This window comes from Salinicoccus jeotgali (assembly GCF_039538805.1).
In the GTDB taxonomy this organism is placed as follows: domain Bacteria; phylum Bacillota; class Bacilli; order Staphylococcales; family Salinicoccaceae; genus Salinicoccus; species Salinicoccus jeotgali.
Genome location: NZ_BAABCK010000023.1, coordinates 112,786 through 132,370, shown reverse-complemented (window position 1 = coordinate 132,370; position 19,585 = coordinate 112,786). Strand labels below are relative to the sequence as shown.

Here is a 19,585-nt window from a genome sequence, read left to right as displayed (position 1 = left end):
ATTCAAGGGATTGAGTCCGCTGGAATTCAGGGCATTGGCGGCATAGAAAAACGCCTGAGAATCTCCATTCTCAGGCGGGAAACATTTATATTATTTCATCTGTCAACTTGGTAGGGTTCAGATCATTCTGCCAGACTTGTTTTTTTTATTATTTCTGGTGTGTGCTCCCAGTGACAGGAGGACATATGGACGCTAAAGTTTTGAAGTTCGGTGGTTCATCAGTTGGTGGTTTCGATAAGATCAGAATCATAGCGGAACAATTGCAGGAAAGGATACAATCTGGAGAAAAATTGATAGTGGTGGTAAGTGCCATGGGAAGAACGACGGATGAGTTGCTGACAAACATCAATACGCTCTCCTCCGCCCCAAAAGAAGATCATGTCGCTCTTCTTTTGACAACAGGCGAACAGCAGACCATCTCCTACCTATCGATCATCCTTGAAAATCTAGGTGTGCGCACTAAGGCGATGACTGGCTATCAGGCGGGGATAAAGACATTTGGCGGTCATATGAAGAGCCGCATTGCAAATATAGATCAACATGCCATAGAATCCAGCCTGGCATCATATGATGTTGTCGTAATAGCAGGATTTCAAGGCGTCAATGGTGAAGGAGAAATAACAACACTGGGACGCGGAGGCTCAGACACTACAGCAGTCGCCCTGGCTGCACGATGTAATATCCCTTGTGAGATATATACGGATGTAGAAGGTCTCTATGCAACAGATCCCCGCCTCTACAGCGCGGCAAGCAGAATCTATGAAATCAATTATGACGAAATGATGGAGATGAGTGCACTTGGTGCAGGCGTTCTTGAAACGCGTTGCATAGAGATTGCCAAAAATCATTCCATTCCCCTTTATTTGGGACAGACATCATCAGAAAAGAAAGGAACATGGATTATGCAGGAGACAGAGATCATTGAACGTAAAGCGGTGACAGGTATTGCCTTAGACAGCAACATGATGCATGTGACGCTGTACGAGCCAAGACAAGACTCCACACTTATATTTGATCTATTCAAGCAATTTGATAGTCATGAAGTCAATATCGACATGATATCGCAAGTCATCAACAGTGGAGGATTTCAACTTTCATTTACGGTCAAGGGAACCGACGCCCTGCAACTACACGAAATACTCGAGTCGATTGAGGAGATGCATAGAGAAATGGTGACGGAGGTCAGGACAGACCGGGCTAAAGTTTCAATCATCGGTTCCGGCATGCGGGATATGACGGGTGTTGCATCTAAAGCTTTTATCTCATTACACCAATCCGACATACCTTTTTATCAGACGACCACTTCGGAAATCAGCATTTCCTATGTGATCGACAAGAAGAACGAAACTCGGGCAGTCGAGATGCTCGCCGGAAAATTCAATATATAATTTTGGAGGTTTTTAGATGGTTAAGGTTGCAATTGTGGGGGCGACAGGTGTCGTCGGAGATAAGATGGTTGAAATGTTCGGGAAGTATGAAATAGAACCGGAAGAACTCATATTGTACTCTTCTCCGCGTTCTGCAGGCCGACAAATCGAAATCCATAATAAATTGTACACGGTCCAAGCATTGACCGAGCAATCAGTGGATGAAAAATTCGATTACGTCATTATGAGTGCAGGCGGGACGACGAGTGAACATTATGCGCCATTGTTTGAGGAAAACGGAGCCATCGTAATAGACAACTCCAGCCATTGGCGGATGCATGAGGACGTCGATCTTATAGTGCCGGAGATCAATTCGCCAAAACTGAAGCGCAGAATAATAGCAAACCCGAACTGTTCTACAATCCAGTCTGTAGTTGTGCTTGACCCATTGAAGAAAAGATTCGGCTTAAGCAGAGTCGACTACACTACCTATCAGGCAGTGTCCGGTTCAGGGAGTGGTGGTCTGCGTGATCTGGAAGACGGTGCGAAAGGTGCGGCTCCAACCACTTATCCCCACCCGATCCATGATAATGTCCTCCCCCATATCGACGTCTTCATGGAAGACGGCTACACAAAAGAAGAGCATAAGATGATTTCAGAAACACGTAAGATATTGAGCCAGCCTGAACTCCCTGTGACTGCTACGTGTGTGAGGGTCCCTGTTTCAAACAGCCATAGCGTCCAGATTAACGTCACACTTGAGGCGCAGGCGACTGTTGAAGATATCAGGGAAGCGTTCAAAGGATTGCCCCATATCAGCATAATTGATGATCCGAGCAACAACCTGTACCCTACTCCATTGGCAAGCACCGGCAAATCACAAGTGTTCGTCGGCAGGATCCGTAAAGATGAATCGTTGGATAATACTTTCCATATATGGTGCACAGCGGACAATCTTTTAAAGGGAGCCGCGCAGAACTCGGTACAGATTTTAAAAATGATGATGGAAACGGAGCGTGGATGATATGGATAGTCGTTTGATTTTTGAAGGAGTCGGCGTTGCGATTACAACCCCATTCAGCAATGATGAGATAGATCTTGACGCATTTTCCGATCATATAGAATACTTGATCAAAAATAACGCCCAAGCGATCATAGTAAACGGTACTACGGGAGAGTCCCCGACCCTCTCCATGAAAGAAGCCAAGCTGCTGATTGAAGCGGCAGTGACCACGGTGGCTGGTAGAGTGCCTGTCATTGCAGGTACAGGGACAAACGCGACACAATCCACCGTGGAAATGTCCAAGTTTGCAGAAGCCACAGGAGCGGACGCCATCATGCTGATCACCCCCTACTACAATAAGACGAATCAGAAGGGACTCTACCAGCATTTTATCAAAGTAGCGGATTCCACCAGCTTGCCAGTGGTCCTCTACAATGTGCCGTCCCGTACTGCCATGACCATTGAAGCGGAGACGGTATACGCACTCAGCAAGCACCCCAACATCATCGCCCTGAAGGACGCAACCGGCGATCTGGAATATACAAAGCAGCTACTCGAGCTGACTGGGAATGAAAATTTTAATCTCTACAGCGGCAATGATGACAACATGCATCAATTTTGTTCGATTGGCGGCAAAGGTTTGATTTCAGTGGTAGGAAACGTCATTCCGGGTGAACTGCAGGATATATACGAATCGATTAAAGAACACAAGATGGACTCCGAGGCAAAGTTTCAACAGCTGACGCCTTTGATAGAAGCCGCACAGATGGATGTCAACCCGATGCCGATAAAGGCGATGACAAGCGCTCTTGGTTTTGGATTAAATGAATTCAGATTGCCCCTGGTTCCTTTGGAAGGCGCAGAACTGGAACATGCGTTACGGACGTTGAGGAACTATAAGGAGGGCATCAAGATATGAGGATACTGCTGGTCGGTTACGGCGCCATGAACAAAATCACGGCACGTCTGGCAGAAGAAGAAGGACATGACGTGGTCGGGGTCATAGTAAATGGCGATAACCACTCCCCCTACCCTGGATTTCAAAATATAGATGATGCCCAAGCAGATGTGGCGATTGATTTTTCCCACCCTGCTCTAATATTACGACTCCTGGAAAATGAAGTGACAACTCCCCTTGTTGTGGCCACTACCGGAGAAAAAGAAGCAATCATTTCAAAGCTGAAAGATAAAAGCCGCGAAGCACCAATATTCTTCAGTGCAAATATGAGCTACGGGGTCCATGTCATGAACACCCTCCTGAAAAAGGCACTCGGACTGCTGGAGGAGTTTGACCTGGAGATGGTTGAGCGGCATCACAATAAAAAAGTGGATGCCCCGAGCGGTACGCTTGTCAAACTTCTCGATACCGCCCTCCATCATCGTGATGGCAGTTATCCGGTATATGACCGATCAAATAGCCATGAAAAAAGGAGTAGTGATGAAATTGGCGTAAGCGCCATCCGCGGTGGTTCGATCGTCGGCACACATGATGTCATCTTTGCGAAAGATGATGAAGTGATAGAGATTACCCATCAGGCACAGTCCAAAGAAATATTTTCAAATGGGGCTCTAAAAGCAGCGGCAGAATTGGTACATCGTCCAAAAGGATTCTACGATTATAACAACCTATTCGAGGAGAGATAAAAATGAGGAATTTTTCAGCAGAGGAAATCATACAATATATAAGCGATGCACATAAAACGACACCTGTAAAAGTATATGTGAACGGTCATTTCGAAGGTGTGGAATTTCCCGATTCATTCAAAGTGTTTGGAAGTGAAGCCTCAAAAACGATATTCACCGACCTTGCAGATTGGAAAGAGTTTGAGGAAACGAACTCAGACATTCTTGATGACATTGAAATAGAAATGGATAGAAGAAATTCAGCCATTCCTTTGAAGGACTTGTCCGAAACGAATGCACGCATCGAACCCGGCGCCTTCATCCGTGAAAATGTTGTAATTGAAGATGGTGCAGTAGTAATGATGGGTGCCACCATAAATATAGGGGCCGTTGTGGGTGAAGGCACCATGATTGATATGAATGCTACTTTAGGAGGCCGTGCCTACACAGGAAAAAATGTACACGTAGGCGCAGGCGCAGTGCTTGCAGGTGTGATAGAACCGCCGAGTGCATCGCCAGTCGTCATAGAAGATGAAGTCTTGATCGGTGCCAACGCCGTCATATTAGAAGGTGTAAGGGTTGGGAGAGGTGCCATCGTAGCAGCCGGTGCAATTGTCACTGATGATGTTCCTGAGGGTGCAGTTGTCGCCGGTACGCCTGCTAAAGTCATTAAGCAGGCAGAAGATGTGGAGGGTTCAAAAAGGGAAATCGTTTCAGCTTTGAGGAAACTCAATGACTGAATTGAAGGAGGTCAAGGAGTATAGGCGCGCGCTCCACCAATTCCCGGAACTATCCCTTGAAGAACACTGGACGACTGAATATATAACTGCTTTTCTGAACAGCTTGGATATAACGTTCGAACAGCCTCTTGAGACCGGTGTAGTCGCCTATGTAAGTGGTAATTCTGATCGGACATTCGGCTTTAGGGCGGATATAGACGCGCTGCCCATTCAGGAAGCGAATGATGTTGACTACCGCAGCAGGAACGATGGGAGAATGCATGCATGTGGTCATGATGGCCACACTGCCGCGATGATGCTTTTCATCAAACGCTGTAAAGTACTCTCTGATAAAGGTAACTTGAAGCATAATGTGGTCTGTATCTTCCAACCTTCTGAGGAGACTGGAGCAGGAGCCAGCCAATTGCTTGATGCTTGGCATCCAGGAGATATTGAGGCAATATTTGGAATCCATATGATGCCGGAAGAAGACGAAGGGACGGTGGTGGTCCGGGATGAGGAGATTACAGCCAGCGCGACTGAATTCCGTTTTTATATAGAAGGTTCTTCTGCCCATGTCGCTGCAAAGCATGAAGGTGTCTCGGCCATCGAAACACTTCTCAGCATCTCCAGCCAGCTTACCCAACTCCAGCATTTCCATCTGAATGGACTCAATCGGAACATCATCCATATCGGCAGTCTAAAAGCAGGCGAAGCAATCAATACTGTGGCTTCAACAGGCTACCTTGAAGGGACGATAAGAACCTACGAAGCAGAAGACCTTGCAAAGATTAAATTACGTATGAAGAAACTGGCTAATTCTGCAAGTGATCTTTTTGGTGCAGAAGTGGAAATGATTTTCAATGAAGGTTATCCACCAGTCATCAATTCAAGCAAACTACGCCCGCAAGTCGAAGATGCATTATCTCTATTGGATTTAAATGTCATTGACAATGAAAAACCATACTTATTCGGTGAAGATTTCAGCTTCTACAGAGCGTTGGCTCCCTGCTATTTTGTGTTCTTCGGCTGCCGCAACAAGGATAAAGGGTTTACAAACAGTCTCCACATCCCCCTTTTTGACTTTGACGAAAAAATATTGACGACAGTAGCAGATTATTATATGACACTTCTGAATGATACTCTTTAAGGTGGTGACCCTATGGGTGGTGTTGTTACGATAGATCAAAAACAGTTCATACAAACAGCCAGGCAAGCGACGAATGGCAATGATGTGATAGCGGTCGTTAAGAATAATGCTTATAACCATGGCCTTCAATTTGCAGTTACATCTTTCCTTGAAGCAGGAATAAAAGCATTCGCGACGACATCGATGGATGAAGCGCTCACCATCAGGGAAATGTCTGAAGAAGCAATGGTCTTTCTGATGAATCCCGTGCTGGAAATCGAGAAAGCCAAGGAGAAAGACATTCACATCACCCTACCCTCTCTGCAATATTACTATGAAAATAAAGATAGGTTATCAGAGATAAAAGTCCACCTGGAATATGCCGGACTATTCAACCGTTCAGGATTTGAAAATGCGGACGACATAAAAGAAGTGATCCGGGATGTATACTTCAGTGATCAGGAACCAGTAATCGACATTCAAGGTATATGGACGCATTTCGGCTATGCAGACGAAATGGAAATGGATGATTATGAACTGGAGCGTTCATTATGGATGGATGTGCTTGCAGAAGTCAGTTCAACCGGTCATCACTTCAAATATATCCATGCACAAAACAGTGCCAGCTATGCACGTGATGGCCTCCTTACAAACCACACCCATCTCAGGTTAGGCATTGCGCTCTATGGGTCCCGCCCCTACTCCCTTTTGCCTGCAGATGACTATATACAGAGTCTTTCGTTGAAAGCCCCAATCATTCAGATAAGGAGGCTTACAAAAGGACAGAAGTGCGGTTATGGGGGTGTTTATGAGGCAGACGATGATGTACATATCGCAATAGTAGATATCGGCTATGGTGACGGAATTCTGAGGAAACGCGCTGACTTCGATTGTATGATAGGCACTAGAAGATTCCCGATAAAAGCATTGATGATGAGCCATATGATAGTTGAAGTCGATGATACTGTTGAAGTCGGTGATGAGGTGACTCTATACAGCAACGATATAAGGATAGATGAGTATACCGACTTAGGCGTTGGTGCCAATTCAGAACAGCTCGGTGCGCTGAACTATAAATCTCTAAAAAAGGTGATTTTAAATGATATTAGAGTATGTAGATAATGAACTTCAGATCAAAGGGCATCCTCTATCGGAGGTTGCTGATAAATATGGTACCCCCCTATTTATTTATGATGAAGATGAGATAAGGGAAAATTGCCGCAGATATCACCGCGCCCTCCAGAAAAGTGCAATGGGATATTCAATTTCGTATGCTTCAAAAGCATTTACTTCTGTCCAGATGGTGCGCCTACTGCGGGAAGAGAACATGAAGATGGATGTCGTATCAGCAGGTGAACTTTACACAGCCCTTGCTGGTGGAATGCCAGCTCGGGATATACATTTTCATGGCAACAACAAGACTCGAGAAGAGATTGAGTACGCACTTTCAGTAGGGATTGGATTATTTGTGGTGGACGCCCTTGACGAAGTGGCACTTATAGATGATATTGCCCAGCAGCCAGTTCAAGTATTGTTGAGGGTAAATCCGGAGGTTGATGTTGACACCCATTCATATATACAGACTGGCCAGACAGACAGCAAGTTCGGCTTATCGATTTCCAATGGCTCTGCTTTAGAGGCTATAAAGGAGATCAATCATAGCCGCCATCTTGAATTTAAAGGTATACATTATCATCTTGGGTCCCAATTGACCGAAAGGCAGCCATTTATCGATGCCATGGAAATAGTGTTGGAATGGTTGAAGGAAAATGACATTCAAATTGAGGTGCACAATATGGGAGGCGGGTATGGCATCAAGTACACAGAAAAAGATGCCAGATTTCCGATTGAGGAAGCATTTGAAGACATTCTCACCAAATTGAAAAACCTATGCAGACAATATAGTATGCCCCTGCCCCACATTATGATAGAACCTGGGCGTTCAATTGTTGCAGAAGCAGGATTCACTCTATACGAGACAGGTGTGGTCAAAGAAATACCAGGTGTTTCCAAGTATGTTTCCATAGATGGCGGAATGAGTGACCATCTACGTACAGCACTATATGGCGCTGAGTATACAGTACTTCCAGTCAAAAAAAGGGGAGGAAAAGAAATAAGATCACATGTCGTCGGGAAACTTTGTGAATCAGGAGACGTGATCAGTAGAGACAATGCCCTGCCTGAAAATATCACGCGTGGAGATCTGCTTGTAGTCAAATCTACAGGGGCCTATCATTACTCAATGGCTTCCAATTACAATCAGATGAGAAAACCGGCAGTAGTGTTCATTTCGGATGAGGGAATACGTAAAATCATAAAAAGGCAGACACTTGCCCAGTTGATAGAGAACGATGTTACTTGAATATATTAATATTTAAAAACCCCAAGGCAAAAGCCTTGGGGTTTAGATGATACAAATCCATTTAAAATAAATTGATTTATATTATAGTTTAACAACGTTAGCAGCTTGTGGGCCGCGGTCGCCTTCAACTACTTCGAATTCTACTGATTGACCTTCTTCAAGTGATTTGTAGCCTTCTTGATTGATTGCAGAGAAGTGTACGAATACGTCATTCTCGCCTTCAATTTCGATGAAGCCAAAACCTTTTTCTGCATTGAACCATTTTACTGTACCTTGTTTCATTAATAAATCCTCCAAAAACGATATTCAATAGTAAATATCCTATGACTATTGATATATTGATTATACTCTATTTTGACTTATTTTGCAAACCAATATGCTAATATATTTTTTGTATCATAAGAATATTCTGAGTATCCTATTTGACCACTTCATTATCCTTGGTCATGATTGGAGTATAGAAAATTTGAAGGTCTTCATCGCAATCTTCACAGTATTCCAATTCACAACCATTGAAAAAGGCATGCATATCATACTTACCAATCTTATATAAGTTGAAGCGCTTCTTCATACCTAGAATAATATCTGTATATCCATTTACCATTTCTTCCTCTGTATCATACGTATACCGGTCAACTATTTCTTCCTGCCAGCCTTCAAAAAGCCACCAACCTTCGTAATCAGCCTTTAGTATGACAATTTCGTACATTTTAAAAACCCCAATTCGGTAACTTTAATAAATGTATTATATACGCGTATAATTCGCATTATCAAGCCAAAAAACTTATAATATATTAATAAGAGGTGTTATGAAATGGAGACAAGAATGATTATTGTTATTGGAAAAGTCCAAGGAGTCGGGTTCAGGTATTCTACAAAAAGAATCGCCGATCGATTTGGCATAACCGGTTACGCAGCAAATGTAAGAGATTATGTGGAAATCTATGCATCCGGTAAAAAAGATGATCTTGATGAGTTTACTGAAGAAATCATCAAAGGCGCCTCCCCTGCTTCACAAGTTGATGATCATTCAATCAAGAAAATGCCATATGACTCCAGCTACAGTAATTTCTCGACAAAATAGTTATCGACTGAAGGTGTATTGCTTTTATGAATAAAAATATCTCCCACTTGGTTGCGTCGATTGTATCCATACCGGTTGCGTTGATTGCCGGCATGCTTTCGATGATCGCCTTTGATATTCATCTTATATTCGATATGATGATTGCGGCTGGGGCGTTCTTTTCATCTTACCTACCAGTGCAGACGAAAAGTATGCGGTCACAACTGGAAAAGATGGGTATTACTAAAAGTGAGTATCAGCATGTTAAAAAGCAATTGTCTGAAGCCAGGGAAAAGATGAAGCGTTTGAGGCAAAGCTACAAGAATGTCAGAACATTAAAAGATGCAAAATTGATATACGATATAAACAGGCTTTCGCGTACTATCTATCAAGCTGTAGAAAATGATCCCAAACTTTTCTTCAGCATCCAGCAATTCTTCCATTCAAACCTGGATTCTGCCGTCAACACTATAGAACAATATTTGTTTCTATATAAGATGCCTGGAAAGACAAAAGATGAAAAAATCAAGCTTCATGAAACCCGGATTTCCCTCTTTGAACTAAAGCGTACCATCCAGTCTAATCTATCAGCGATGAATGCCACAGGCTATCAAAATCTCGAGGTGGAAAAGGACATCATTAAATTGAACAGAAAAAGAAAGACGACTACCTTGAAGCTGGATAATCAAATGGAAAAGAAAAAAGTCAATTTGAAAAAAGAAGAAAAAGAACCAGTATACCAAGACAGAGGTGAGCACGATGAAGGAAGAAAATAATTTGAAGGAATCATTACTCTCTGATCCTTTTTCATCTGTGGATGAGAATACAGAACTTATGCCTCAGCCAGAACCCACAGACATCGAATCGGTGGAACAGGATCAACTCACAACGTATAAGGAACGCTTCAGTGAAGAAGACCTTAAAAAAATTGAAGAAATAAAAGATAAAATAGAACCACTGGATAATGATGGTTTGATTCAGTACGGTTCAAATGCCCAACAGGCCCTTTCAAAGTTTTCCCATCAGATGTTATCAGAAGTACAGTCAAAGGATGTTGGCCCTATAGGGGATACCCTGGAGAACTTGATGAAGAAACTCAAGGAAATAAACCCAGATGAACTGACCGATAAGAAAAAGAATATATTCAATCGTCTATTCAAACGAGTGAAAAAATCTGTAAATGAGCTGATATCGAAACACCAGAGCGTCGCTTCACAAGTAGACAGAATCAGCATCCAACTTGAACACGCCAAGGAAGTGCTGATAAAGGATATAAAATCACTAGACCAGTTATACAATCAGAATAAGGATTATTTTGACGCAATCAACATCTACATTGCAGCTGCAGAATTAAAGAAGGAAGAACTGAATGAAAAAACCTTGCCAGAATTAAAGAACAAGGCACATAACTCTGACAACCAGATGGACGTTCAGGAAGTGAATGACATGATGCAGTACATCAATCGACTTGAAAAAAGGATCTATGATCTGAAGCTGTCGCGTCAAATCACATTGCAATCAGCCCCGCAGATCAGGATGATACAGAACATCAACCAGACGCTTGCGGAAAAGATACAAAGTTCAATATTAACGAGCATACCACTATGGAAAAACCAAATGGCGATTGCGTTGACCCTACTCCGTCAACAATCAGCTTCACAGGCTCAACAAGCTGTTTCGAACACGACTAATGACTTGCTCACAAAGAACTCTGAGATGCTTAAGCAGAACTCGATTACAACAGCGAGAGAAAATGAACGTGGTATAGTAGATATTGAAACGCTGAAAACCACGCAGGACAATCTTGTCAGCACTATAGAAGAAACACTAAGGATACAGCAAGAAGGATCCCAAAAGAGGCAAGCTGCAGAAAAAGAACTCGTCAATATGGAAGACGAGCTTAAATCAAGGCTACTTGAACTTAAAGATGAACATCGTTATTAAAAAGAATCGGCCGATATTAGATATCTAATATCGGCCGATTCTTTATTTTATTAAGAATAAGATATACGTTCTTTCTTGAGACCTATCAGATAACCAACGATATAGCCGATTATCATTACTGGAATCCATTCGAATGAACTTGAGAATAACGGCATGTTTTCAATCCATCCGATATCCATCCAACCATTACGTTGAATGACAGCCAAAACACTGGTTATGATTATAAGGTAAACAGGCAGTTGGAAGCTGAGTCTCGGTGAAGGGACAAAGTATGTTATGAACAACAACGCAACAGACGCCATGGCGACTGGATAGATGATGTAAAGGACAGGTACACTTGTCTGTATTACCTGATTCAATCCTTGGTTGGCAAGTATAAGTGATAACAATGTGAAACCGATGACGAAAGTTTCGTATGAAATTTTAGGCAAAATACTGTTGAAATATTCACTGACTGCAACGATGAGCCCTGTGGCAGTTGTCAAACAGGCAACTAGTACAATAACCCCTAATAATACAGCCCCAAAACCACCATAGGTGTCGCTAGCGGTGAATGTAAGGATGAATGTGCCCAAGTTCTGGTCACCTATAACTTCGTCTCCTATATTTACCCTATTGCCTATCCAACCGAGTGATATATAAATTATTCCAAGCAACAGAGCTGCGATTGAAGCGGATTTTATAGTTTCGATCAACAATTCTTTCCGGCTGTTGATGCCGAGTCCTCTGATGGCGTTCAAAACGATAACTGAGAATGCTATAGCTGCTATGGCATCCATAGTCAGATAGCCTTCCGTGAAACCGACAGAGAATGGTGCACTGGCATCAAATTCTTCGGTAGAAGGATTTGGATCATTACCTGTATACATCATTATTGCTTTAATGATAAGAGCGACGATGGTAAGTAGTAATACAGGCGTCAAAAACCGTCCGATATTATCGACCATGCTTGTTGGATTATAGCTGAGGGCGAATACTATAATGAAAAAGACAATTGAAAAGATAAGAAGACTAACTCCACCTGCTCCATTGATAAATGGAACAGCAGCCATTTCATATGCAGTTGTTGCAGTTCTTGGAATGGCAAAGAAAGGCCCAATAGCTAAATATATAACAACCATAAAAAGAACAGCGAAGACGGGGTGGACCACTTTCAGTGATTCCCTATACCCTCCTCTTGAGATTGAGCCTGCAATCACCCCAACCAGAGGTAGCCCTACTCCAGTGATGACGAACCCGATAATCGCCAGCCAGAATAGATCTCCACTTTGAAAACCCAGACCCGGAGGGAAAATAAGGTTGCCTGCTCCAAAGAACATGGCAAACAACATAAATCCAACTATAAGACTGTTTTTAAACTTCATTTATTGACCTCCTAATTGAATTTGATATAAATGATAGACTTTAGTTTACAGTATAAAACTGTTTTAGTCTATGAAAATTCTAAATTATCAGATATAAGACGCAGAGAGTTACAATAAAATCTGCGTCAGTAGTCTTTGCATAAGTTGCGGCAGAACATATACGATATTTTCAGCATCGTCAACAATGACAGCATTAGTATCATATATATTTTTTATGGCTTCTAGTGTATTTTCTTCATTATCTTGGTTTATGAAGATATTGATTACTCCTATACCATTTTTAGCTGCTTCCTGCACGGCTTCATGAGTGTCAATTATGCCACTCTGATTATATTCCTCTGCGCTTGGCAGTCCATCTGAAAACATAATGATGAATTTATTCTTTTCATTACGCCTATTCAAAAGCTCCATCTCATGCCTTAAGATCATACCATCCCTATTATCTCCCGAAGCTTCAATATTTAATAAAGAAACAGGATAGTAATATTTGGACCGCTCGAAATCCATATGCTCATAGATGGTGTTGGGATAGTGATTTTTCATGACTTCAAATGTATCTTCATGGTGCGAAATGATGCGATGAGGGATTTCAAGCGTCTTTAGGACATTGTTGATGATGATTGCCCCATTACGGCATCCTTCGAGATTCTCCATCATAGAGAAAGATTGATCGATGATAAGAGTAAATGCAGCATCTATTTCTCTCGATTCTGTATTTTTCTTTGTAAAAACTTTATGGCTACCTGTAATCATTGGTCCTACTGGATTTTTCATGAGCCTGCCTGAAGATCGATTGTCTTGTATAGAATTTATCTTGTAATCGAGAATCTGCATGATTTCTAGAATGATTTTCCGAGCTGCAGAGTGATAGGTATCATATAATGATCTGTAATCCGTGTAATCCGTGAGATTTATTTTAGGTTGCACAATATTCAGGACAGCATCGTGGTTGGCAGAATAGGAGTCCATGAAATGATTATCACCAGTATTTGTGCCGAAACCTTCGTGGTAATCATCAACATCATCATTATAATCATTTTGCTTTCCATGGTCGTTTTTCTGGGACGCGTTGTCTCCCGCCTCACCAATCATATTAGCCTGTCTCGCATCCCTATCCGTTTTAGTATCTATCTGCCTCATCTCATCCTGCTGGTCTTCATTGGATTGGCTTTTTAGTTTCTGTGCATCCTTCCGTAAATCATCTTGGCGGATGGCCGACTCGATTTCACTGAACGGCATATCGTGAATCTGAAACTTTGAAGACACTGAGATGTACCTGGACAAATAATCTGTCATTTCTTTTGCCAGCTTTATACTTTCAGCAGTAGAATGGGTGATGATATTAAAATATTCATCCATGAAATAAAATGAACCTTCGGATTTTAAAATGGCTGTATTAAACCCTTTTAAAAACTTCTCAGCATCACTTTTGGAAGGTTTTTCATATTCCTTCATCATAATATTGTCACCTGGACCAATCATGTCTACTATTAACGGACGTTCTTGTAATGCATATCTTCTAGTACGGTTGTATTCCAGCGAAAGAAAGATTTGTTGGGTAAATCTGGATACCTCTTTCATTTCACTGTATAGAGTATAATCAAATATAAAAATGGACGGATAGCGTGTCAGGATATCGTATCTGAATCCTTCCAATTCGGATATATCCTGTCTATGTTTCCAAAAGAAACTGAGATTGAAGATATTGTCAACTGGATTGAAGTAACTGAATTTACGCACCATCACAGTAGTTTTTTCCTGTTTGAGCAGAAGGCGCGTCAGATCCGTCAACTCCATCATAATTTTTGAATCTATAACTTCATCGTTGAATTTAATAAATGAATAAGCGATATCCATCACCTTCCAAAGCGTAACTCAGCTGCATTTAAAATCGCCTTCTTCTCCTGGTTACTATCGAGCTTATCAATGATTGTGCGACGACACGCACGGTTTATAGGTATTTTAGTAGATAAGTCTGCGAGGTCTATCAGACTCCTGACACTGGAAGCTTCCTGTGAAATCTGCCCCTGTTCTGTCATGGTAACGAGATCAGTATGGAAAAGAGTGATTGCGTCAATGACTGATTCCTCTTGTTGTAGGCTTTGTGCTTTCAGAACTTCAGTCAGTGCCTCTCTCGAGACATAACCGAGTTCGATTACGTTGAACCGGTTGAGTAGCGCTTCATTCATGGGCATTGTTCCGACATATCCGACATTTATCGCGGCAATGACATTAAATCCATCCTTTGCCGTCGTTGTTTCACCTGTTAAAGGGTTGGTAATGGTTCGGCGGTAGTCCAAAGCGGCATTCAATATAGGCAAAACTTCCGGTTTCGCCATATTTATCTCATCTATATAGAGAATTGCCCCTTCATTCATCGCCTGTATGACGGGCCCTGACACGAATACGACTTCCTGCTTGCCATCGATATACTCGATTGTCTTGAAACCAAGCAAAGATTCTATATCTACATCCACTGAACAATTGATGCTGTACATGGAACTATTCATATCTTCAGCTAAATTTTCAGCAAGTCTGGTCTTTCCCGACCCGGTCGGCCCTTTGAGCAGGAGATTTTTATTCAGAGACATTATTATTTTCGAATCTTCATATATGGTTTCATCATTATGGAGAAAACGAATAGCCATTATGATTCCACTTTTTCGAAATATGTCTTGTAATAGCCGCCGACTTTTCCGGAATTATCTATGACGAATATATATTCTTCAGTTTCGTTCACCATTTTATATGTTTTACCAACAGTCAACATATCAGAAACTTTATACTTTTCGGCATCTGTATGCACTACCTTTACTGTACCTAGGTCATTTTCGTGCCATGTTTCATGTAACATATCAATCTCTCCAGTCATTTTATTTAATATGATTCTAACATAAAAAAGTCAGGCGTCACATGGACGCCTGACACAAAATATATTATCAGCCTTCAAGAAGTAGATCTTCAGGATTTTCTACAAGATCTTTAATCGTTTTCAGGAAACCGACTGCTTCTCTGCCATCAATTATACGGTGGTCATAGCTTAGTGCGATATACATCATTGGGCGGTTTTCCATATTTTCATCATCTATTGCAACAGGTCGCTTTTGGATGGTATGCATTCCAAGAATGGCTGCCTGAGTACCATTGATGATAGGCGTGGACATCAGTGATCCAAAGACGCCACCGTTTGTTATTGTGAACGAGCCGCCGGTCATGTCATCGAGACCCAACTTTTTATTTTGAGCTTTTTTCGCCATATCTGCGATGCCACTCTCTATTTCAGCGAATGTCTTACGATCACAGTCCCGTACGACAGGCACTACAAGACCTTCTTCAGTCGATACTGCAACACCGATGTCATAGAACTGTTTGAGTACGAGATCGTCTCCATCAATTTCAGCATTTACCGCTGGATATTTTCTTAGTGCTGCTACTGAAGCTTTGGTGAAGAATGACATGAACCCAAGGCGGGTACCATCATGACGTTCCTGGAACTCTTCTTTTTTACGTTTTCTGAGTTCCATCAGATTTGTCATGTCAACCTCATTGAATGTCGTCAACATGGCAGTGTTCTGGGAAACTTCCAGCAGACGCTTGGCAATAGTCTGCCTTCTGCGTGAGAGCTTCTCCCTTACTACCGGCTTTTCAGGTTTGCCGGAGTCTTGTGATTTAGGCTGCTGTGATTGTTTTGGTGCTTTTTCTTCGGCAGGTTTATTGCCATGGTTCTCGACATCTTGACTCCTCACCAACCCACGTGGATCGGCAGCATTGATATCACTGATTGAGATGCCTTTTTCACGTGCCATTTTGCGGGCAGAAGGAGTAGCGACTACATGTTCATCATCAGAGGAAGATTCTGATGTCGCTGGTTCTTCGGATTTTGTCTCCTCTTTGGCAGGCGCTTCTTCTTTCTTTTGTTTTGGTTGGGCATTTTCATTATCAGAGGAACTCTCTGAAGCTTGTTCATCAGAAGAGTCCGCTTTACCGCTTTCGTCAACTATGGCAATGACTTGTCCGACCTCAACCGTATCCCCTTCTTCAGCTTTCAGTTCAGTAAGGGTACCAGCTTCTTCACTGATCACTTCTACGTTGACTTTATCAGTTTCCAACTCAAGGATATTTTCACCTTTTTCAACATAGTCGCCTTTTTGTTTTAACCAAGTCGCAATCGTTCCTTCTGTTATGGATTCAGCTAGTTCCGGTACTTTTACTTCAGCCATTTTTCAACCTCCTATTATTTAAAAGCAGTTTCGATTATTTTTTGTTGTATCAGTTTATAGGATTCTCCATCGCCCTCAGCAGGAGATGCACGCCTTAACCTTCCGACGTAGTTCAATTCCACTTTTTCAGGCAGGATCTCGAGCAATAGTGGCAACGCATAATGGTATGCACCCATATTTTTCGGTTCTTCCTGAACAAATCGCACTTCTTCGAGATTTTTTAGATCATCCAATAGATCTTTCAGCTGTTCGGATGGGAATGGATAAATCTGCTCCAGCCTTACAACGATGATTTCATCGTCAGGATTATCCTTTTGTTCAGCAAGAAGGTCTACTGCCATTTTTCCGCTTGCAATCAATACTTTTTTGACTTTTGTCTTTTTATAGGAAGGGATGATTACTTCCCTGAATTGACCTTCAGTGAATGCACTAACCGGTTCACTCACTATTGCGTTGCGAAGCAGGCTTTTTGGAGTCATTAGAACCAGAGGTCTCATTTTTTCGGTATCCATGTATTGAGCTTGCTTACGCAATAGATGGAAATAATTGGATGCACTGGATAGGTTTGCAACCGTCATATTATTTTCTGCCGCAAGCTGAAGGTAACGCTCAAGCCGTGCTGAAGAATGCTCCGCCCCTTGACCTTCTTGTCCATGTGGCAAGAAGAGGGTCATGCCGGAAGTTTCTCCCCATTTGGCATTCCCGGACGATAGGAAATTATCAAATAAAACTTGAGCCATATTTGAAAAGTCGCCATATTGCGCTTCCCATATCGTCATAACATCTTTATGTTCAATGTTATAGCCATAATCAAATCCGACTACAGCAGCTTCGGATAATGGTGAGTTGTGTATATCGAATGAAGCACTCAGATCTTCTACGTTGTGAAGAGGTACAAGTTCTTCACCACTTTCTGGATCATGGAGTACCGCATGTCTTTGGGCGAATGTGCCCCTTTCGGAGTCCTGTCCTGTCAGACGGATAGGGGTGCCATCCTGATTGATTGTAGCGAAAGCAAGTGCTTCAGCATGTGCCCAGTCCACGAGCTCTTTATCATCCTCGAAAGGTTTTTTTCGACGGTCTAAGACTTTGGAAAGTTTTTTGAATACGGTGAAATTCTCTGGATAATCCAAGAGCGCATCATTAATCTTTTGGAGTCTCTCCCTTGAAATATTGTCTTCGGAGTTACTATCTTGACCTTCCATCACCGAGTCCGGAGCTTTAAGGTCACCATCTATATTTGTATCATTCTTATCGATGGCATCATGCGCTGCTCTCATTTCATCAAAGACACTCTGGATAATTTCCTGCTTCTCGTCTTCAGAAAGAATATCTTCATCAACGAGTCTGGCACCATAAAGTTCTTCAAGAGTTTCACGCGACTTGACTTCCTTGTAGAGCAGTGGGTTTGTAGCGGAAGGTTCGTCCATCTCATTATGGCCATATCTTCTGTAGCCGATTACATCTATGACGATATCCTTACCGAATTGCTGCCTATATCTCAGGGCGATTTCCATTGCACGCAAGACATGTTCTGGCTTATCCGCATTGACATGTATCACAGGCAGGTCGAAACCAAGTGCAGGGTCTGAAGCATAGACAGTTGACCTTGCATCTGTTTCTTCAGTGGTGAAGCCAATCCTATTATTTGCAATGATGTGCAGGGAACCACCGACTGAATAGCCCTTCAATTTACCTAGGTTAAGTGATTCGTACACAATTCCTTGTCCCGGGAAGGCAGCATCTCCATGTATGATGGCTGCAATTGCTTTGTTGGTATCCTGTTCTGGACGACCAGCAAGGTTCGCAGTCTCTTGTTGTGCCCTTGTTCTGCCGAGGACTACAGGGCCCGCGACTTCAAGGTGACTTGGGTTGTTGGCGAGGGTGATACGTTGCTCAAGACCTTTATCAGAACGCGTTTTAGCGCCTCCAAGGTGATATTTGACATCGCGCATCCAGCCCTGTGTTATTTCCAGGGAACCATCTTCAGGAAGGAATTTCATAGGATCGGTATGCATGAATTCACTGATCATCATTTCATATGGTTTTTCAAGAATGTGCGTCAGTACATTCAGACGCCCACGGTGAGCCATACCGATCTGAAGGTTTGGTATCCCCTGTCCCGCCATAAGCGTAAGCAAGTGATCAAGCATAGGGACAATGGAGTCAAGACCTTCAATAGAAAACCTTTTCGCACCAACGAAGTTTTTATGAATGTACTTTTCAAAGCCTTCTACTTTAGCCAGCATTTTGAAGAGGTGCTTCTTTTCATCATCTGACATTTCAAAATTACGCTGATCTGCAATCATCTCTTTGAACCACTGGCGTTCCTCAGTGTCATTGACATGCATGTATTCGTATGCAATCGGTCCAGTGTAAAGGTCATGAAGCTGCATTAATGCCTCATATGCATTATCGTTGTCATCGCTCAGATACTCGCTGACAACAGTAGCAGGCATATTTTTCAGATCTTCTTCAGTGAGGTCGTAATCTTTGAAATCCAAACTTGGCACATTTTTTATATCAGGGTCATACACGGGGTAGATTTCCGATTTCAAATGTCCAAATAGCCTTATATTGTCGATGAGGTGAAGTAGATTCTTCACCTTCTTATGGTCAGTTCCCGAAGAATCGGCAACAGCACCACCCGAGCTGAGATTTTCAAACAGGAATCGCATTTCTTCGCTTACACTGTTTGGGTCTTCCTGATACATTTCATGAAGCTCGAGAAGCATTCCCATGTTAGCGCCGAAACGTACCGGGGCATTCTCAAGTTCTTTCTCCTGCATTT

General features: G+C 42.4%; 19 protein-coding genes. 11 read left to right on the top strand and 8 right to left on the bottom strand.

Annotation, left to right across the window (positions count from 1 at the left end):
* The first annotated feature begins 185 nt into the window (after positions 1–185).
* From ABD734_RS07680 to lysA, 8 genes are read left to right on the top strand one after another with little or no spacing between them, the layout of a single operon-like run.
* On the top strand, positions 186–1,388 hold the full coding sequence (locus ABD734_RS07680; protein WP_344703085.1) for an aspartate kinase: 1,203 nt from the start codon (positions 186–188) through the stop codon (positions 1,386–1,388).
* Between the two features lie 16 nt (positions 1,389–1,404).
* Positions 1,405–2,391: an aspartate-semialdehyde dehydrogenase gene (locus tag ABD734_RS07675; RefSeq protein ID WP_344703083.1), complete on the top strand. Its 987-nt coding sequence runs from the start codon at positions 1,405–1,407 to the stop codon at positions 2,389–2,391.
* A 1-nt stretch (position 2,392) separates the two neighbouring features.
* Positions 2,393–3,289 carry a 4-hydroxy-tetrahydrodipicolinate synthase gene (dapA, locus tag ABD734_RS07670; protein ID WP_344703081.1) on the top strand — a complete coding sequence of 299 codons (897 nt, stop codon included), beginning with the start codon at positions 2,393–2,395 and terminating at the stop codon, positions 3,287–3,289.
* Positions 3,286–4,014: a 4-hydroxy-tetrahydrodipicolinate reductase gene (gene dapB / locus ABD734_RS07665; RefSeq protein WP_344703079.1), complete on the top strand. Its 729-nt coding sequence runs from the start codon at positions 3,286–3,288 to the stop codon at positions 4,012–4,014. The genes dapA and dapB overlap by 4 nt, the downstream gene beginning before the upstream one ends.
* 2 nt (positions 4,015–4,016) lie before the next feature.
* The gene (gene dapD / locus ABD734_RS07660; protein WP_344703078.1) at positions 4,017–4,733 is read left to right on the top strand and encodes a 2,3,4,5-tetrahydropyridine-2,6-dicarboxylate N-acetyltransferase; all 717 of its coding nucleotides are present in this window, start codon (positions 4,017–4,019) and stop codon (positions 4,731–4,733) included.
* Entirely contained in the window at positions 4,726–5,862 is a 1,137-nt protein-coding gene (locus ABD734_RS07655; protein ID WP_344703076.1) for a M20 metallopeptidase family protein, read from the top strand. Before dapD ends, ABD734_RS07655 begins: the two co-directional genes overlap by 8 nt.
* Positions 5,863–5,874: 12 nt before the next feature.
* Complete coding sequence (locus ABD734_RS07650; RefSeq protein WP_344703074.1) at positions 5,875–6,963, top strand: alanine racemase; 1,089 nt, start codon at positions 5,875–5,877, stop codon at positions 6,961–6,963.
* Positions 6,941–8,203, top strand: a complete 1,263-nt coding sequence (lysA, locus tag ABD734_RS07645; protein WP_344703071.1) for a diaminopimelate decarboxylase — start codon at positions 6,941–6,943, stop codon at positions 8,201–8,203. The genes ABD734_RS07650 and lysA overlap by 23 nt, the downstream gene beginning before the upstream one ends.
* 81 nt (positions 8,204–8,284) lie before the next feature.
* Here lysA and cspA read toward each other — a convergent pair whose 3' ends face one another.
* Positions 8,285–8,485, bottom strand: coding sequence for a cold shock protein CspA (cspA, locus tag ABD734_RS07640; RefSeq protein ID WP_017548994.1), 201 nt, complete (start codon positions 8,483–8,485; stop codon positions 8,285–8,287).
* 136 nt (positions 8,486–8,621) lie between these two features.
* Positions 8,622–8,912, bottom strand: a complete 291-nt coding sequence (locus tag ABD734_RS07635; RefSeq protein WP_344703069.1) for a DUF1033 family protein — start codon at positions 8,910–8,912, stop codon at positions 8,622–8,624.
* 117 nt (positions 8,913–9,029) lie between these two features.
* Here ABD734_RS07635 and ABD734_RS07630 point away from each other — a divergent pair, with 117 nt between their 5' ends.
* The 3 genes from ABD734_RS07630 to ABD734_RS07620 are packed head-to-tail and all read left to right on the top strand — an operon-like array spanning position 9,030 to position 11,210.
* The gene (locus tag ABD734_RS07630) at positions 9,030–9,287 is read left to right on the top strand and encodes an acylphosphatase (RefSeq protein WP_425568379.1); all 258 of its coding nucleotides are present in this window, start codon (positions 9,030–9,032) and stop codon (positions 9,285–9,287) included.
* A gap of 26 nt (positions 9,288–9,313) precedes the next feature.
* On the top strand, positions 9,314–10,042 hold the full coding sequence (locus ABD734_RS07625) for a 5-bromo-4-chloroindolyl phosphate hydrolysis family protein (protein ID WP_344703065.1): 729 nt from the start codon (positions 9,314–9,316) through the stop codon (positions 10,040–10,042).
* Entirely contained in the window at positions 10,026–11,210 is a 1,185-nt protein-coding gene (locus ABD734_RS07620; RefSeq protein WP_425568378.1) for a toxic anion resistance protein, read from the top strand. Before ABD734_RS07625 ends, ABD734_RS07620 begins: the two co-directional genes overlap by 17 nt.
* 50 nt (positions 11,211–11,260) lie before the next feature.
* On the opposite strand, the gene brnQ is transcribed toward ABD734_RS07620, so the two are convergent.
* From brnQ to ABD734_RS07590, 6 genes are all read right to left on the bottom strand, one after another.
* On the bottom strand, positions 11,261–12,574 hold the full coding sequence (brnQ, locus tag ABD734_RS07615; RefSeq protein WP_344703063.1) for a branched-chain amino acid transport system II carrier protein: 1,314 nt from the start codon (positions 12,572–12,574) through the stop codon (positions 11,261–11,263).
* A 108-nt stretch (positions 12,575–12,682) separates the two neighbouring features.
* The gene (locus ABD734_RS07610) at positions 12,683–14,431 is read right to left on the bottom strand and encodes a vWA domain-containing protein (RefSeq protein ID WP_344703061.1); all 1,749 of its coding nucleotides are present in this window, start codon (positions 14,429–14,431) and stop codon (positions 12,683–12,685) included.
* Positions 14,431–15,222: an ATP-binding protein gene (locus ABD734_RS07605; RefSeq protein WP_344703059.1), complete on the bottom strand. Its 792-nt coding sequence runs from the start codon at positions 15,220–15,222 to the stop codon at positions 14,431–14,433. Before ABD734_RS07605 ends, ABD734_RS07610 begins: the two co-directional genes overlap by 1 nt.
* Complete coding sequence (locus tag ABD734_RS07600) at positions 15,222–15,428, bottom strand: DUF6501 family protein (protein WP_344703057.1); 207 nt, start codon at positions 15,426–15,428, stop codon at positions 15,222–15,224. The genes ABD734_RS07605 and ABD734_RS07600 overlap by 1 nt, the downstream gene beginning before the upstream one ends.
* Before the next feature lie 85 nt (positions 15,429–15,513).
* Positions 15,514–16,794 (bottom strand): 2-oxoglutarate dehydrogenase complex dihydrolipoyllysine-residue succinyltransferase, encoded by a 1,281-nt coding sequence (odhB, locus tag ABD734_RS07595; RefSeq protein ID WP_344703055.1) that lies wholly within the window; start codon positions 16,792–16,794, stop codon positions 15,514–15,516.
* A gap of 14 nt (positions 16,795–16,808) precedes the next feature.
* Positions 16,809–19,583: a 2-oxoglutarate dehydrogenase E1 component gene (locus ABD734_RS07590; RefSeq protein ID WP_344703053.1), complete on the bottom strand. Its 2,775-nt coding sequence runs from the start codon at positions 19,581–19,583 to the stop codon at positions 16,809–16,811.
* Positions 19,584–19,585 lie beyond the last annotated feature (2 nt).

Coding starts and splice junctions, on each gene's coding strand:
- ABD734_RS07625 (WP_344703065.1), top strand. CDS start 9,314: ATGAATAAAAATATCTCCCACTTGGTTGCGTCGATTGTATCCATACCG.
- ABD734_RS07630 (WP_425568379.1), top strand. CDS start 9,030: ATGATTATTGTTATTGGAAAAGTCCAAGGAGTCGGGTTCAGGTATTCT.
- lysA (WP_344703071.1), top strand. CDS start 6,941: ATGATATTAGAGTATGTAGATAATGAACTTCAGATCAAAGGGCATCCT.
- cspA (WP_017548994.1), bottom strand. CDS start 8,485: ATGAAACAAGGTACAGTAAAATGGTTCAATGCAGAAAAAGGTTTTGGC.
- ABD734_RS07610 (WP_344703061.1), bottom strand. CDS start 14,431: ATGGATATCGCTTATTCATTTATTAAATTCAACGATGAAGTTATAGAT.
- ABD734_RS07620 (WP_425568378.1), top strand. CDS start 10,026: ATGAAGGAAGAAAATAATTTGAAGGAATCATTACTCTCTGATCCTTTT.
- ABD734_RS07590 (WP_344703053.1), bottom strand. CDS start 19,583: ATGCAGGAGAAAGAACTTGAGAATGCCCCGGTACGTTTCGGCGCTAAC.
- ABD734_RS07605 (WP_344703059.1), bottom strand. CDS start 15,222: ATGGCTATTCGTTTTCTCCATAATGATGAAACCATATATGAAGATTCG.
- dapD (WP_344703078.1), top strand. CDS start 4,017: ATGAGGAATTTTTCAGCAGAGGAAATCATACAATATATAAGCGATGCA.
- ABD734_RS07655 (WP_344703076.1), top strand. CDS start 4,726: ATGACTGAATTGAAGGAGGTCAAGGAGTATAGGCGCGCGCTCCACCAA.
- ABD734_RS07650 (WP_344703074.1), top strand. CDS start 5,875: ATGGGTGGTGTTGTTACGATAGATCAAAAACAGTTCATACAAACAGCC.
- ABD734_RS07680 (WP_344703085.1), top strand. CDS start 186: ATGGACGCTAAAGTTTTGAAGTTCGGTGGTTCATCAGTTGGTGGTTTC.
- ABD734_RS07600 (WP_344703057.1), bottom strand. CDS start 15,428: ATGTTACATGAAACATGGCACGAAAATGACCTAGGTACAGTAAAGGTA.
- brnQ (WP_344703063.1), bottom strand. CDS start 12,574: ATGAAGTTTAAAAACAGTCTTATAGTTGGATTTATGTTGTTTGCCATG.
- dapA (WP_344703081.1), top strand. CDS start 2,393: ATGGATAGTCGTTTGATTTTTGAAGGAGTCGGCGTTGCGATTACAACC.
- ABD734_RS07675 (WP_344703083.1), top strand. CDS start 1,405: ATGGTTAAGGTTGCAATTGTGGGGGCGACAGGTGTCGTCGGAGATAAG.
- odhB (WP_344703055.1), bottom strand. CDS start 16,794: ATGGCTGAAGTAAAAGTACCGGAACTAGCTGAATCCATAACAGAAGGA.
- ABD734_RS07635 (WP_344703069.1), bottom strand. CDS start 8,912: ATGTACGAAATTGTCATACTAAAGGCTGATTACGAAGGTTGGTGGCTT.
- dapB (WP_344703079.1), top strand. CDS start 3,286: ATGAGGATACTGCTGGTCGGTTACGGCGCCATGAACAAAATCACGGCA.